16 protein-coding genes and 1 tRNA gene are annotated in these 13,511 nt (G+C 72.1%); 9 read left to right on the forward strand and 8 right to left on the reverse strand.

Annotated elements, in window-relative coordinates; genetic code table 11:
- Positions 1 to 583 (reverse strand): NUDIX hydrolase (locus tag ACFOSY_RS28880; protein WP_394312391.1); only part of this gene is annotated, 583 nt, incomplete at its 3' end.
- A 259-nt stretch (positions 584 to 842) separates the two neighbouring features.
- Here ACFOSY_RS28880 and ACFOSY_RS28885 point away from each other — a divergent pair.
- From ACFOSY_RS28885 to ACFOSY_RS28900, 4 genes are all read left to right on the forward strand, one after another.
- The gene (locus ACFOSY_RS28885) at positions 843 to 1,793 is read left to right on the forward strand and encodes a hypothetical protein (RefSeq protein ID WP_394312393.1); all 951 of its coding nucleotides are present in this window, start codon (positions 843 to 845) and stop codon (positions 1,791 to 1,793) included.
- Positions 1,794 to 1,848: 55 nt separating this feature from the next.
- On the forward strand, positions 1,849 to 3,390 hold the full coding sequence (locus ACFOSY_RS28890) for an APC family permease (protein ID WP_394312395.1): 1,542 nt from the start codon (positions 1,849 to 1,851) through the stop codon (positions 3,388 to 3,390).
- A gap of 119 nt (positions 3,391 to 3,509) precedes the next feature.
- On the forward strand, positions 3,510 to 4,271 hold the full coding sequence (locus ACFOSY_RS28895; protein ID WP_394312397.1) for a molybdopterin-dependent oxidoreductase: 762 nt from the start codon (positions 3,510 to 3,512) through the stop codon (positions 4,269 to 4,271).
- A complete protein-coding gene (locus ACFOSY_RS28900) occupies positions 4,255 to 4,878 on the forward strand; it encodes a cytochrome b/b6 domain-containing protein (protein WP_394312400.1) in 624 nt (207 codons plus the stop codon). The genes ACFOSY_RS28895 and ACFOSY_RS28900 overlap by 17 nt, the downstream gene beginning before the upstream one ends.
- Positions 4,879 to 4,946: 68 nt before the next feature.
- On the opposite strand, the gene ACFOSY_RS28905 is transcribed toward ACFOSY_RS28900, so the two are convergent.
- Both ACFOSY_RS28905 and ACFOSY_RS28910 read right to left on the reverse strand, forming a co-directional pair.
- Entirely contained in the window at positions 4,947 to 6,344 is a 1,398-nt protein-coding gene (locus ACFOSY_RS28905; RefSeq protein WP_394312402.1) for a GntT/GntP/DsdX family permease, read from the reverse strand.
- Positions 6,345 to 6,417: 73 nt separating this feature from the next.
- Positions 6,418 to 6,936 carry a gluconokinase gene (locus tag ACFOSY_RS28910; protein WP_394312404.1) on the reverse strand — a complete coding sequence of 173 codons (519 nt, stop codon included), beginning with the start codon at positions 6,934 to 6,936 and terminating at the stop codon, positions 6,418 to 6,420.
- A gap of 145 nt (positions 6,937 to 7,081) precedes the next feature.
- Between ACFOSY_RS28910 and ACFOSY_RS28915 the strand changes: the two genes are divergently transcribed.
- Complete coding sequence (locus ACFOSY_RS28915) at positions 7,082 to 7,783, forward strand: FadR/GntR family transcriptional regulator (RefSeq protein ID WP_394312410.1); 702 nt, start codon at positions 7,082 to 7,084, stop codon at positions 7,781 to 7,783.
- Positions 7,784 to 7,801: 18 nt separating this feature from the next.
- Here the strand turns inward: ACFOSY_RS28915 and ACFOSY_RS28920 are convergent, their stop codons facing one another.
- The 4 genes from ACFOSY_RS28920 to ACFOSY_RS28935 form a co-directional block, all read right to left on the reverse strand.
- A complete protein-coding gene (locus tag ACFOSY_RS28920; protein ID WP_394312412.1) occupies positions 7,802 to 8,143 on the reverse strand; it encodes a hypothetical protein in 342 nt (113 codons plus the stop codon).
- Positions 8,140 to 8,667: a DUF6232 family protein gene (locus ACFOSY_RS28925; RefSeq protein WP_394312413.1), complete on the reverse strand. Its 528-nt coding sequence runs from the start codon at positions 8,665 to 8,667 to the stop codon at positions 8,140 to 8,142. The genes ACFOSY_RS28920 and ACFOSY_RS28925 overlap by 4 nt, the downstream gene beginning before the upstream one ends.
- Positions 8,668 to 8,866: 199 nt before the next feature.
- A complete protein-coding gene (locus ACFOSY_RS28930) occupies positions 8,867 to 9,244 on the reverse strand; it encodes a YchJ family protein (RefSeq protein WP_394312416.1) in 378 nt (125 codons plus the stop codon).
- Between the two features lie 64 nt (positions 9,245 to 9,308).
- Positions 9,309 to 9,393, reverse strand: a tRNA-Leu gene (locus ACFOSY_RS28935).
- Between the two features lie 199 nt (positions 9,394 to 9,592).
- On the opposite strand from ACFOSY_RS28935, the gene ACFOSY_RS28940 reads away from it, so the two are divergent.
- From ACFOSY_RS28940 to ACFOSY_RS28950, 3 genes are all read left to right on the forward strand, one after another.
- On the forward strand, positions 9,593 to 10,918 hold the full coding sequence (locus tag ACFOSY_RS28940) for a M20/M25/M40 family metallo-hydrolase (protein ID WP_394312418.1): 1,326 nt from the start codon (positions 9,593 to 9,595) through the stop codon (positions 10,916 to 10,918).
- 162 nt (positions 10,919 to 11,080) lie between these two features.
- Positions 11,081 to 11,314: a chaplin ChpH gene (gene chpH, locus ACFOSY_RS28945; protein ID WP_006135972.1), complete on the forward strand. Its 234-nt coding sequence runs from the start codon at positions 11,081 to 11,083 to the stop codon at positions 11,312 to 11,314.
- Positions 11,315 to 11,477: 163 nt separating this feature from the next.
- Positions 11,478 to 12,284 (forward strand): chaplin, encoded by an 807-nt coding sequence (locus ACFOSY_RS28950; protein ID WP_394312421.1) that lies wholly within the window; start codon positions 11,478 to 11,480, stop codon positions 12,282 to 12,284.
- A 77-nt stretch (positions 12,285 to 12,361) separates the two neighbouring features.
- Here the strand turns inward: ACFOSY_RS28950 and ACFOSY_RS28955 are convergent, their stop codons facing one another.
- Entirely contained in the window at positions 12,362 to 12,550 is a 189-nt protein-coding gene (locus ACFOSY_RS28955) for a DUF5703 family protein (protein ID WP_004933366.1), read from the reverse strand.
- Between the two features lie 47 nt (positions 12,551 to 12,597).
- On the opposite strand from ACFOSY_RS28955, the gene ACFOSY_RS28960 reads away from it, so the two are divergent.
- Positions 12,598 to 13,281, forward strand: coding sequence for a hypothetical protein (locus tag ACFOSY_RS28960; RefSeq protein WP_394312425.1), 684 nt, complete (start codon positions 12,598 to 12,600; stop codon positions 13,279 to 13,281).
- Positions 13,282 to 13,511 lie beyond the last annotated feature (230 nt).

Raw genomic sequence — 13,511 nt, forward strand, 5'->3', positions numbered from 1 at the left:
CGCCCCCTCGGCCCGCCCGGTACGCCCGCAGCCGCTCGTACGCCGCGAGCCCGTCCGGCACCCACTCCCAGTGGCCGAGCCGCCGCTCCACCTCCTCCTCGGGCAGGAAGGCGTGCCAGGCCACCTCCTCGGCCTGCGGCCGCACCGGGAGGTCGCAGCGCACCTCGTACACCGCCGACCACCAGGTCCGGTTCCCGCCGTCGTCGTACAGGAAGGTGAACAGGTGCCGGGGCGCGGGCAGTCCGCTCACGCCCAGCTCCTCCTCGGCCTCCCGCAGCGCCGCCTCGTCGTACGACTCGCCCGCGCCGACCACCCCGCCGACGAACATGTCGTACAGCGACGGGAAGACCAGCTTCGTCGGGGTGCGGCGGTGGACGAAGATCCTGCCCTCCGCGTCCCGCGCCAGGACGAAGGCGCAGCGGTGCCGCAGCCCGCGGGCGTACGCCTCGCCGCGCGGGGCCTGTCCGGTCACCCGGTCGTTCTCGTCGACGATGTCGAGAATCTCGTCGGCGCTCCGCCCGGTCACGCCCTCTGCGCGCTCACTGGTCTCACCGTTCTCGTCCCTCTCACCGTTCTCCCTCATACCGCCATCAAAGCAGCGTCCGCGCCGTCGCGGGCGCCGCCGACCTGCGCCGTCCTGCGCCGTCCGGTTGTTCACGGGTGACACAAGTTGCCCGTTCGTGACCGCAGTTGACGCGTGTAACGACCCCGGTGCCCTTGACGTGATCCGTTGGCTGACGGTTTGCTGTCCGTGATCAGCTCATGGCATTCGGCAGCCGACCACTGCCACCGACCACCGCCGTGAGCCGTGTGACAAGAGAAACGCGTGAGGAAGTCCCGCGGTGTCCCCACCCCCGCCTCCCCTCGGCCGTGCCCGCAAACGAGCGGCACAGGCCTACGACGAGGCTCTCGACGACGCCGAACTCGTGGCCGCGCGGGCCGCACTGGCACAGGGGCGCTGGCAGAACACCCGCTCGCTGCTGGTCAGGACGGGGGACGACTGGGACCGCCGCGGACACCGGATCACGGTGCTCGCGAAGGAGTCGTACTGCGCCGCGTGGGCCCGCGAGTGGCTGCTCGCCGAGCCCGACTCCGGTGACGCGACCGTGCTGCTGGCCCTGGCCCAGGTGCGGCGCGCCCTGCGCGGCAAGGAGAAGCCGGCCCGGGTCCGCGAGGCGTGCCGCAAGGCCGCCGAACAGCTGCCGCACGACCCGACGCCCTGGCTGGGGCTGCTGATGCTGGAGTGCTCGCTCGGCGCCGAGGGCGACGTGGTCCGCGTCTTCGAGCAGGTCCGCACCCGCTACGCCGACCACCATCACGCCCACCACCTGGTCGTCGGCTGGCTCGCGGAGCGCCGGGTGGAGGCGGGCCCCGACCCGCTGCACGAGGTGTACGACTTCGCCAACTGGGCCGCCGAACAGGCCCCCGCCGACTCGCCGCTGGCCATCCTGCCGGTCATCGCGCACGCCGAGCGCTACCGCTCGCTCGCCGCCGCCGGACACGAACCCGCCGACCCGGCCGCCTCCGGCCACTGGGTCGGGCGCCGCGCCCGGCTGGTGATGAAGGCGGCCTTCGACTGGTGGCTGGAGTGGGAGCACGAGGGCCACCCGCGCCGGCTCGTCGACCTCAACTTCCTCGCCCACGCCAAGGTCTGCGAGGGCCGGGGGGCCGAGGCCGCCGCGCTGTTCCACCGCATCGGCGACCACGCCACCGCCGCCCCCTGGTCCTATCCCGACCGGGACGGGCTCACCGCCTTCCGCACCGCACGGGCCGCCGCCCTGGGCACGGCCTGACCCCACCCCGAACGCCGCCCCCCGCACCCACCACCGACCCAAGGACGGTCTCGAGATGACGACGGACAGTTCGAGCACCAACAGAGCCCCGGCCGAGGGGATCAGCACCTTCAAGGGGCGGGAACGCGCCCTGCGGGCCGACCGCCTCGGCACGGGGGGCCTGCTGCTCTCCGTGCTGGCCGCTACCGCCCCCCTCATGGTCGTCGCGGGTGTCATGCCCACCACATTCGCGGTGATGGGCATCGTCGGCCAGCCGCTGCTCTTCGTGGTCCTCGGCGCCGTGCTGATCCTGTTCAGCGTCGGCTACGCCGAGATGAGCCGGCACGTGCACAACGCGGGCGCCTTCTACGCGTACATCTCCCGCGGGCTCGGCGGCACCGCGGGCGCGGGCGCCGCCCTGGTCGCCCTCGTCGCCTACAACGCCCTCCAGGTCGGCATCTACGGCATCTTCGGCTTCGAGGTCTCCGGCCTCTTCGCCACCTACGCCGACCTCGAGGTCGCCTGGTGGATACCGGCGCTCGTCGCCGCGGTCGCCGTGGGCGTGCTGGGCCTGCTGAAGATCGACGTCAACGCGAAGGTGCTCGGCGTCCTGCTGGTCATCGAGGTGCTGCTGGTCGTCGTCTTCGACATCGCCGCCGTCGCCGACCCCGGCAAGGAGGGCCTGTCGCTGCACGCCTTCAACCCGGACACCCTCACCGGCGCGGGCGTCGGCACCGCCCTGTGCTTCTGCATCGCGGCCTTCCTCGGCTTCGAGCAGGCGCCGGTCTACGCGGAGGAGACCAGCAGGCCGCACGTGCTGGTGCCGCGCGTGATGTTCCTCGCCGTCGCCGGCGTCGCCGTCTTCTTCGCCCTCAGCAGCTGGGCGCTCACCGTGGCCACCGGCCCCGCCGCGATCGTCCCCACCTCGCAGGAGCAGAGCGCGGGCCTGCTGTTCTTCCTCACCGAGGACCGGCTCGGCTCCACCTTCACGGACGTGCTGCACGTGCTGTTCGTGACCGGGATGTTCGCGGCCATGCTCAGCTTCCACAACGTCGTCGCCCGCTACGCCTTCGCCATGGGCCGCGAGGGACTGCTGCCCGCCGCCTTCGGCCGCACCACCGGCACCAGCGGCGCCCCCGGCACCGGCTCCCTGCTCCAGACCGGCATCGCCGTCGTGCTGGTGCTGGCCTTCGCGCTCACCGACGACAAGCCGACCGGCGACCCCACCGCGCCCGTGCTGCACCTGTTCACCTGGGGCGGCAACATCGGCGCGCTCGGCGTCATCGTCCTGATGGCCATCGCCTCGCTGTCCGTCGTGGTCTTCTTCGTACGGCGCGGCGCCGCGGGCGCGCAGGCCTGGCGCCTGGCCACCTCGGCGGTCGCCGGGATCGCCCTCGTGATCATCGCCGGCTACACGGTCAAGGACTTCGACGTGCTGGTCGGCGCCGGCCCGGACTCCGCCCTGCGCTGGGTCCTGCCCGGCGTCATCGGCCTCGCCCTCGTCGTCGGCCTGGTCCAGGGCGCGGTCCTGCGCGCCCGCGCCCCCGAGACGCACGCCCGCATCGGCCTGGGCAACGAGGCGTTCCAGCTGGAGAAGGAGGCCGAGCGCACGCCGTAGAACGGGCCTCACCGGAATCCGGCGTCGGGTTCCACCGTAATCCGGCGTCCGATTACCGAAGTCTGACGAGCACCCGCGTTCCCTGGTCCCACCGGGGCCGCGGGTGCTCGAATGAGGGGGTGAAACCCGAACACCCCTCGCAGGACCGGGACGCCCCGGGCGCCGGCGACCCGGACACGCGCGGCGCGCCCGTCGGCCGGCGCGTCCTGCTCGGCACCCTCGGCCTCGGCGCGCTCGGCCTGGCCGGCGCCCCCTACCTCCAGCGCGGTCTGGAGTCCTTCCTCGCCGGCGCCGCCGACCGCGACCCCACCGGCCTGACCGGACTCCTCCCCAACGGCGGCGGCTTCCGCTACTACTCGGTCACCGCCTCCGTCCCGCGCAAGGACGCCCGCAGCTACCGGCTCACCGTCGACGGCCTCGTCGACCGCCCCGCCTCCTACACCCTCGCCGACCTCAAGGCGCTGCCGCAGACCCGCATGGTCCGGGACGTGCAGTGCGTGACCGGCTGGCGGGTGCCCGGGACGCCGTTCGAGGGCGTGCGGCTGTCCCGGCTGCTGGACGCGGCCGGGGTGCGCCCCAACGCCCGCGCGGTGCGCTTCACCTGCTTCGACGGGGCGTACACCGAGAGCCTCACCCTCGACCAGGCCCGCCGCGCGGACGTCCTGGTCGCCCTGCGCATGCAGGACGAGGACATCGGCCACGGCCACGGCGGCCCGGCGCGGCTCTACGTGGCGCCCATGTACTTCTACAAGTCGGCCAAGTGGCTCTCCGGCATCACCGTCACCGAGGACGTCGAACCGGGCTACTGGGAGGTGCGCGGCTACGACGTCGACGCCTGGGTCGGCCGCTCGAACGGACGCGACGATGCCCCCACGAGCTGACGCCCCGCCCGCCGCCACGACCGTACGGCGCTTCGGCCCCGCCCAGCGGTGGGCACACCGCGTGACGGCCCTGCTCATGGGCGTCTGCGTGGCCACCGCCGCCTGTCTCTACCTCCCGCAGCTCGCCCAGCTGGTGGGCCGCCGCGCCCTGGTCGTCACGCTCCACCAGTGGTCGGGCCTGCTCCTGCCCGTCCCCGTGCTCGCCGCCCTCGTCTCCCGCGCGTTCCGCGCCGACCTGGGCCGGCTCAACCGCTTCGGCCCGCACGACCGGGTCTGGCTGCGGGCCGCCCTGCGCCGCGACCGCGATCCCGCGTCCCGCCCGGCCGGGAAGTTCAACGCCGGGCAGAAGCTGTACGCGGCCTGGATCGCCGGGGCCACGCTGGTGATGCTCGGCACCGGGCTGCTGATGTGGTTCACCCACCTCACCCCGCTGGTCTGGCGCACCGCCGCGACCTTCGTGCACGACTGGCTGGCGCTGACCGTCGGCATCGTCCTCGCCGGGCACGTCGGCATGGCCCTCGCCGACCCCGAGGCCCGCCGCGGTCTGCGCACCGGCTCGGTCGGCCGGGAGTGGGCCGAGCGCGAGCACCCTCTGTGGCGGCCCTGAACACGACGGCGGCCCGTGCACCCCTCCCATGAGGGTGCACGGGCCGCCGTGAGCCGAGCCGGAACCGGCTAGATGATCAGGGACAGCAGGAGCACGAGCGCTCCCGCGACCACCGAGATGATCGTCTCCATGATCGACCAGGTCTTGATCGTCTGGCCGACGTTCAGGCCGAAGTACTCCTTCACCAGCCAGAAGCCGGCGTCGTTGACATGACTGAAGAACAGCGAACCGGCGCCGATGGCCAGCACCAGCAGCGCGGCGTGCGTGGTCGACATGTCGGCCGCGAGCGGCGCGACCAGACCGGCCGCCGAGACGGTCGCCACCGTCGCCGAACCGGTCGCCAGCCGGATCGCCACCGCGATCAGCCAGGCCAGCAGCAGCGCCGGGATCGACCAGTCCTCGGAGATGTCCAGGATCATCTGGCCCACGCCGGTGTCGATCAGCGTCTGCTTGAAGCCGCCGCCCGCGCCGACGATCAGCAGGATGCCCGCGATCGGCGCCAGGCCCTTCTCCACCAGGGAGGAGATGCGCTCCTTGCTGAACCCGGCGGGCATGCCGAGGGTGAAGATGCCGACCAGCACGGCGGCGAGCAGCGCGATCAGCGGGGAGCCGATCACGTCGAAGACACGCTGCACGTTGTGCTCGGGGTCGTCGATCACGATGTCGACCAGCGCCTTGGCGAGCATCAGCACGACCGGCAGCAGGATCGTCGCCAGGGTGGCGCCGAAGCCGGGGCGCCGCTCCAGGTCCTCGGAGGGACGCTGCGGAACCATCCGCTCGGGCGCCGGGACGTCCACCCAGCGGGCGGCGTACTTGGAGAACAGCGGACCGGCGATCACCACGGTCGGGACGGCGACGAGCACGCCGAGCGCCAGCGTGACGCCCAGGTTGGCGCCGACCGCGTCGATCGCGACCAGCGGGCCGGGGTGCGGCGGGACCAGGCCGTGCATCACGGACAGACCGGCCAGCGCCGGGATGCCGATGCGCATGAGCGAGTAGTTGCCGCGCTTGGCGACCATCAGCACCACCGGGATCAGCAGCACCACGCCGACCTCGAAGAACAGCGGCAGGCCGATGACCGAGGCGATCAGCACCATCGCCCATGGCATGGTGCGGCCGTTCGCCTTGGCGAGGATGGTGTCGACGATCTGGTCGGCGCCGCCGGAGTCGGCGAGCATCTTGCCGAGGATCGCGCCCAGGGCGATCAGCACGCCCACGCCGGCGACGGTGGAGCCGAGCCCGGTGCTGAAGCTGGTGATGACCTTGTCCAGCGGCGCGCCGGCGAACGCGCCGAGCGCCAGCGACCCGATGGTCAGCGACAGGAAGGCGTGCAGCTTGAACTTGGTGATGAGCAGGACGATGACGGCTATGCCCGCCAGGACGGCGATGCCCAGCTGAGCGTGGCCGGCCGAGGTGATCGGCTCGGGTGCGTCCGCTGCCAGCATCTCGACGCTGAGTCTGGTCACGGTGGATCCCTTGGGTGTACGGGGTCGGGGGAGGGGGCGGCCCCGGGGGAGAGGGGCCGGTGGGGGGTGGGGCCTACGGGGTGGGCTCGGAGAGCGCCGTCAGGGCGGTGGCCGCCCGTTCGGTGATCTCCTCGGGGCTGCCCGTCACGTTCACGGCGACCCCGGCCTCGTCCGGCTCCAGCGGCTGGAGCGTGGCGAACTGGGAGTCGAGCAGTGCCGTGGGCATGAAGTGCCCCTGCCGGTGCGACATCCGGTCCTCGATGAGGGCGCGGTCGCCGGTGAGGTGCACGAAGACCACGCCGGGCGCGGCGGCCCGCAGCCGGTCGCGGTACGACCGCTTCAGCGCCGAGCAGCTGACCACGCCGCCCAGACCCGCACGCCCGTGCGCCCAGTCGCCGATGGCGTCCAGCCACGGCCACCGGTCGTCGTCGGTGAGCGGGGTGCCCGCCGACATCTTGGCGATGTTGCTCTGCGGGTGGAAGTCGTCGCCCTCGGCGTACGGCACGCCGAGGCGAGCCGCGAGCAGGGGACCGATGGTGGTCTTGCCCGTTCCGGCGACGCCCATGACCACGACGACGTGGGGGGTGTTCATCGCTGCCTCACTGTCTGCTGTCCTCGTCGACACCTTGCCGATGATGCCGACCGCAACTGAAACTTATAAGTACGACAACTTCAAGAGGCTGTGATGAATAAGTCTGACTTTTTGTGCGAGTGATCCGCCCCCGTACTCTGAGTGCATGAGCACCACGGGCCGGGGGCTGCACGGCCGCGTACTGGACACCCTCGGCCCCGAGATCACCGCCGGCGAGTACCCGCCCGGCAGCGTCCTGCGCACCGACGAGCTCGCCCAGCGCTTCGACGTGTCGCGCTCCGTGATGCGCGAGGTGGTCCGCGTCCTGGAGTCCATGCACCTGGTGGAGTCCCGCCGCCGCGTCGGCGTCACGGTCCTGCCGTCCCGCGAGTGGAACGTGTACGACCCGCAGGTCATCCGCTGGCGCCTGGCCGGCGCCGACCGCGCCCGCCAGCTGCGCTCCCTCACCGTGCTGCGCTCCGCGATCGAACCGGTCGCTGCGGGCCTGGCCGCGCGCCATGCCACGGCCGAACAGTGCGCCGAACTCACCGAGTGCGCGCTGGGAATGGTCGCCAACTCACGCGGCCACAAGCTGGAGGGCTACCTCTTCCACGACGTGGCGTTCCACCGCGTCATCCTGACCGCCTCCGGCAACGAGATGTTCGCCCGCCTCGGCGACGTGGTCGCGGAGGTCCTGGCCGGACGCACCCACCACGACGTCATGTTCGAGGACCCCGACCCGGCCGCCGTCACCCTCCACGTCCAGCTCGCCGAAGCCGTCCGAGCCCGCGACGCCGCCCGCGCGGAACGACTGACCCGCGAGATCACCGAGGGCGCCCTCCAGGAACTGGACATCCTGGCACCCTGACGACCGCGTCCCGGGACCTCAGCCCAGCAGTGCGAGGAGCCGGTGCACGGCGTCCACGGCGGGCCGCCCCACCTCGCCGACGGTGGCCGCGATCTGTGCCAGGGACGCCAGGACGGTGCGGCGCTCACGCAGGGCGTCCCGGTCGGCAACCAGCTCCGGCAGTGTGTCCCCGACGGTCCGGTCCTGGTCCGGCGCGAGGTGCGGGCGCAGCTCCCCCAGCAGCCCGGTCAGCTCCGCGACGGCGGCGCGCAACTCGCCGTCCTGGCCCGCACCGCCGACGGTGCCGTAGTTGATGCCGACGTTCTCGCGGCCGCCGGTCATGTTGACCACGGGCCCGTAGTAGTTCGACTCGCCGCTCACAGCTTGAACCCCGTGTTCTCCCGGCCGCCGGTCATGTTGACGACGGGCCCGTAGTTGTTCGTCTGCCGGCTGTTGTACTGCTGCACGACGGCGGTGAACTCGGCCGCCGGGTTGTCGATCGCGTCCACGATCCGCCCGGCGATCGCCCGCAGCTCCTCCACGGTCGGCAGGGTCGTGATCACCCGTGAGCCGCTGTTCATCTCGACGATCAGCACCGGCTTCCTCGACGAGAACAGCTCGGTCATGGTGACGACCAGCCCGATCACCAGGACGACGACCGCAGGGCTGCCGCCGTCCCCCAGGCGGGCCTCGCCGTCGCTGCCGTAGTAGATCGCGGCATAGACCAGAAAGGCGCCCACCAGCCACTTCAGGATGCGGAGGAAGGCCGCGCCCCAGTCGGGTTTGAGCTGGAAGGCGTCGACCCAGGCGATGTTGTGCAGTGGAATCGCGGCCGTGCCCGCCCACAGCACGCGTCGGCTGACCCGGAGAACCAGAGGACGCCCCTTGTGCGGTGCCGTCGGCACCGGAGGAGGCTGGGACGGCGGCTGGGGCGGCGGCTGGGGCAACGGCGCGCCGACGCTTCCCGTGTGGTTCATGGCTGCCCCCCGACTCGCCGTCACCCGCGCCCGCGTATCGCGCGGGAGCACCATTAAGCGCCTGAAGGGGGTGGTGAGACAGACGAGAAAGAGCCAATCTGCCCCGCGATGGCCGGTGGACGACCTGTCAGTCGAGGAAGTCCCCGTCCACGTACACCCAGGCCCCGTCGACCCGCTCGAAGCGGCTTCGTTCGTGCAGGAAGCCGCCCCGGTACGAGGCGCGGAAGGTCACCGTGCCGGCGGAGTGGAAGGCGGAGCCGTTCTCCGTGGCCAGGATCTCCAGGCCCGTCCACCGCGTACCGGGGTCGAGGTCGAGCCGGGCCGGGCGGGTGCGCGGGTGCCAGGTGCGGAGCAGATACGCCGCGTCCAGCCGGACGAACGCCGCGTACCGCGACCGCATCAGCCGCTCGGCGGTCGGCGCGGCGGCCGCTCCCCCGTGGAAGCGGCCGCAGCACTCCTCGTAGGTCTCGGGGAGGCCGCAGGGGCAGGGCGTGCGAGACGTCATGGGGCACCTTCCGTGACAACGCGTGAGGGCCGCGACCTCGCGGTCACGGCCCTCACGTTCCAAGTGTCCGAGGGGGGACTTGAACCCCCACGCCCGATAAAGGGCACTAGCACCTCAAGCTAGCGCGTCTGCCATTCCGCCACCCGGACAAGGTGTCTGTCGCGCGGGTTTCCCCCCGCGGCGACGACATAAACATTACCAGGTGTTCCGGGGTGGCCGATCACCCCCGGCGCGCGCCGTCGCGTGAACGGCGTGTGACGGGCCGGGCCGGGTCTTGGGGCCGGCCCGCGCGGGAGGGAGGATGAGGGGGAACCCACCAGCGGGAACACCAGCAGCGGGAGGAAGCACGTGAGCGAGACGGACCCGGCCAAGGGCGTCACCGGTGAGGACGAGGTCGTGGACCTCTGCCGCGAGCTGATCCGGATCGACACCAGCAACTACGGCGACCACTCGGGCCCCGGCGAGCGCAAGGCGGCCGAGTACGTCGCCGAGAAGCTCGCCGAAGTCGGCCTGGAGCCGCGGATCTTCGAGTCCCACCCGGGACGCGCCTCCACGATCGCCCGGATCGAGGGCGAGGACCCGTCGCGGCCCGCCCTGCTCATCCACGGCCACACCGACGTCGTCCCCGCCAACGCGGACGACTGGACCCACCACCCGTTCTCCGGCGAGATCGCCGACGGGTGCGTGTGGGGGCGCGGGGCCGTCGACATGAAGGACATGGACGCGATGACCCTCGCGGTCGTCCGCGACCGCATGCGCAGCGGCCGCAAGCCCCCGCGCGACGTCGTCCTCGCCTTCCTCGCCGACGAGGAGGCCGGCGGCACGTACGGCGCCAAGCACCTGGTGCACAAGCACCCCGAGCTGTTCGAGGGCGTCACCGAGGCGATCGGCGAGGTCGGCGGCTTCTCCTTCACCGTCAACGAGAAGCTGCGCCTCTACCTCGTCGAGACCGCCGAGAAGGGCATGCACTGGATGCGGCTCACCGTCGACGGCACCGCCGGCCACGGCTCGATGACCAACGACGACAACGCCATCACCGAGCTGTGCGAGGCCGTCGCCCGCCTCGGCCGCCACAAGTGGCCGGTCAGGGTCACCAAGACCGTCCGCGCCTTCCTGGACGAGCTCTCCGACGCGCTCGGCACCGAGCTCGACCCGGAGAACATGGACGAGACCCTCGCCAAGCTCGGCGGCATCGCCCGCATGATCGGCACCACCCTGCGCAACTCGGCGGCGCCCACCCAGCTCGGCGCCGGCTACAAGGTCAACGTCATCCCCGGCCAGGCCACCGCGCACGTCGACGGCCGCTTCCTGCCCGGTCACGAGGAGGAGTTCCTCGCCGACCTCGACCGCATCCTCGGCCCGCGCGTACGGCGCGAGGACGTGCACTCCGACAAGGCGCTGGAGACCGACTTCGACGGCCGGCTGGTCGACGCCATGCAGACCGCGCTGAGCGCCGAGGACCCGATCGCGCGCGCCGTGCCCTACATGCTCTCCGGCGGCACCGACGCCAAGTCCTTCGACGACCTCGGCATCCGCTGCTTCGGCTTCGCGCCGCTCAAGCTGCCGCCGGAGCTGGACTTCGCGGGCATGTTCCACGGGGTCGACGAGCGGGTGCCGGTGGACGGACTGAAGTTCGGTGTCCGTGTGCTCGACCGGTTCCTGGACGCGTCCTGAGGCGTGGTCCCCGGAATGCCGGCGGTGTCAATATTCGGGCAGGCGTACGGAGTTGACCGGGAAGAGTGAATGCGACCATAAGCTCGTAGCCTCATTACTTCCTCCTCGTTACCCGTGATGTGATCCGCGACTTTGGATCACATTGCCAACTAGGAGGAATACATGCTGAAGAAGGTCGTCGCCGTCGCGGCCGCCACCGGTGGTCTGGTTCTCGCGGGCGCGGGCATGGCCGCCGCCGACTCGGGTGCCCAGGGTGCCGCCGTGCACTCCCCGGGCGTCCTGTCCGGCAACGTCGTGCAGGTGCCGGTTCACGTGCCCGTGAACGTCTGCGGCAACACGATCTCCGTGATCGGTCTGCTGAACCCCGCCTTCGGCAACACCTGCGTCAACGCGTGATGTCGTGTCTCGCCCTCTAGGCAACGCCCGCTGAGGGTTCGAGCCCGTCGGCCCCGGAGCGCGCGCCATGCGCTCCGGGGCCGACCGGTTCCTCATTCGTCGAGAACCCGGGACACGGCAGGCGCCGTCTCCCGGCAGCAGGTCCGAGGACAGGAATTCAGCAATGCGACAGGTCACCCGCAAGGGCTTGATGACCATGGCCGCCGCCACCGGTGTGCTCGCCGCCGCGGGCGGCGCCGCCGCCCACGCCGACTCCGGGGCGACGGGCGGGGCCAAGGGCTCGCCCGGCGTGCTCTCCGGCAACGTCGTGCAGGCCCCGGTGCACGTGCCGGTCAACGTCTGCGGCAACACGGTCAACGTCGTCGGGGTCCTCAACCCGGCGGTCGGCAACGCCTGCGCCAACGAGGGCGGCTCCCGCCACCACGGCGGCGGCGCGGACGCCCACGGCACGGCGAGCGACTCGCCGGGCGTGGCCTCCGGCAACGTCGTCCAGGTGCCGGTTCATGTGCCGGTGAACGTCTGCGGCAACAGCGTCGACGTCATCGGCGTGGGCAACGGGGCGGCCGGCAACGACTGCGCCAACACGGGGCACGGGGGTGGGCACCCGGGGGAGCCGGGGGAGCCCGGTGAGCCGGGTGAGCCGGGCAACCCTGGGGAGCCCGGTAACCCGGGAGAGCCGGGAGAGCCCGGCAATCCGGGGGAGCCCGGTGAACCCGGCAACCCGGGTAACCCTGGGGAGCCCGGCAACCCCGGCGAGCCTGGCAACCCGGGTGAGCCCGGTACGCCTGGCACCCCCGGCAACCCCGGCACCCCGGTCACCCCCTCCACCGGCAACCAGCCGGGCCCGCAGGGCGACGCGCAGCTCGCCGAGACCGGCAGCGAGCTGCCGCTGGGCCTCGCGCTGCCGGCCGGCGCGGGCGCGCTGCTCGCCGGCGGCATCCTGTACCGCAGGGCGCGCGCCGCGGCGTGATCTCGGACACACGGAGCGGACCCCGCGACCGACGCGGGGTCCGCTCCGCCTGATGACTCCGGTCGGGCGCGCCCAGCTCACCAGGTGGCGCGCACCTGGCGGATGATCCGCCGCCGCAGCCGCACCCTGCGGCTGCCGTCACGCATCAGCGTCAGGCGGTACAACTCCCAGTGACCGTACTCGGCATGGTCCGTCAGCAGACGCGCCGTCTCCTTGCGGGAGACCCCGCGTGGCACGTACACGTCGACAAATTCGTATTCCGGCATCGCATCTATTGTGCGGGCCGGGCCCCGGTACGGATAGCGTCTGCACTATGTCTGATGCTGCGCAGCCCACCGCTGCCGAGGTACGCGCCGCCGCCGAGGCGGTGAAGACCGCGCTCGACCGCCACCTGGCCGCGGTCGAGAGCCGGTCGGGTGACGACGACCCGGCCGTCTACGAGGCCTTCAACCAGCTGGCCGCGGCCGCGGAGACGTACGACGAACTGCTCTACGACCGCTACGACGAGGTCACGCCCTTCGAGATCCCCAGCGCCGAGGAGGCGCTGCCGCCGTACGCCGGCCCCGAGGAACCGAACGCGCTCAGCGTCCTGATCCGCCGCGACTACGCCGTCGTCGAGCCGCAGCGGCTGCTGGCGCACGCCCAGCGGATCGAGGAGGCGGACGACGAGAGTCCGGAGGCCTCCGGCACCGTCCACGGCGCGCTGGGCCTGCTGTTCGGGGAGTACGAACCGGACGAGATCGCCTCCCGGCACAAGGAGTTCGGCCTGGAGGAGGGCGACTCCACGCTCTGGGTGACGGCGTCGGACGAGATCCCGGACCCCGGCGAGTGGCTCGAGGCGCCCTTCGAGCAGGTGGACCCCGAGGCCGTGGTGTGCCGCTTCGACGTCAGCGCCGTCTTCGACGACGACGAAGAGGACGACGAGGACGACGAGCTGGAGACGGCCCTCGACCCCGACGCGGACGAGGACCTGGAACCGCTGGACGCGGACCGCTGACTCCCGCCGACGGCGGCGACCCCCTCAGGGGCCGCCGCCGTCGCGCCCCGAAGACGGTTCTCCGGCTTCCACCGCCCGGTGAGCCACGAGAGAGTCGGTGTTGCCGCACACCGTCCGCACCTCGGGGCGCCCCCAGCCCCGCCGACCTCGCATCTCGCAGCGCTTGCTGCTCAGACCTGGCGGCGCCCTGGCGCGGGCGCCTGTGCGAGCGGCGGCGAAGCAATGGCCGT

Origin of the sequence: Streptomyces lusitanus, from assembly GCF_042647945.1 — a bacterium.
Classification (GTDB): Bacteria; Actinomycetota; Actinomycetes; order Streptomycetales; family Streptomycetaceae; genus Streptomyces; species Streptomyces pseudogriseolus.

Excerpts from the sequence above, each read along its gene's own strand:
- ACFOSY_RS28890 (WP_394312395.1), top strand. The coding sequence starts at position 1,849 with ATGACGACGGACAGTTCGAGCACCAACAGAGCCCCGGCCGAGGGGATC.
- ACFOSY_RS28900 (WP_394312400.1), top strand. The coding sequence starts at position 4,255 with ATGCCCCCACGAGCTGACGCCCCGCCCGCCGCCACGACCGTACGGCGC.
- ACFOSY_RS28910 (WP_394312404.1), bottom strand. The coding sequence starts at position 6,936 with ATGAACACCCCCCACGTCGTCGTGGTCATGGGCGTCGCCGGAACGGGC.
- ACFOSY_RS28915 (WP_394312410.1), top strand. The coding sequence starts at position 7,082 with ATGAGCACCACGGGCCGGGGGCTGCACGGCCGCGTACTGGACACCCTC.
- ACFOSY_RS28930 (WP_394312416.1), bottom strand. The coding sequence starts at position 9,244 with ATGACGTCTCGCACGCCCTGCCCCTGCGGCCTCCCCGAGACCTACGAG.
- chpH (WP_006135972.1), top strand. The coding sequence starts at position 11,081 with ATGCTGAAGAAGGTCGTCGCCGTCGCGGCCGCCACCGGTGGTCTGGTT.
- ACFOSY_RS28950 (WP_394312421.1), top strand. The coding sequence starts at position 11,478 with ATGCGACAGGTCACCCGCAAGGGCTTGATGACCATGGCCGCCGCCACC.
- ACFOSY_RS28955 (WP_004933366.1), bottom strand. The coding sequence starts at position 12,550 with ATGCCGGAATACGAATTTGTCGACGTGTACGTGCCACGCGGGGTCTCC.
- ACFOSY_RS28960 (WP_394312425.1), top strand. The coding sequence starts at position 12,598 with ATGTCTGATGCTGCGCAGCCCACCGCTGCCGAGGTACGCGCCGCCGCC.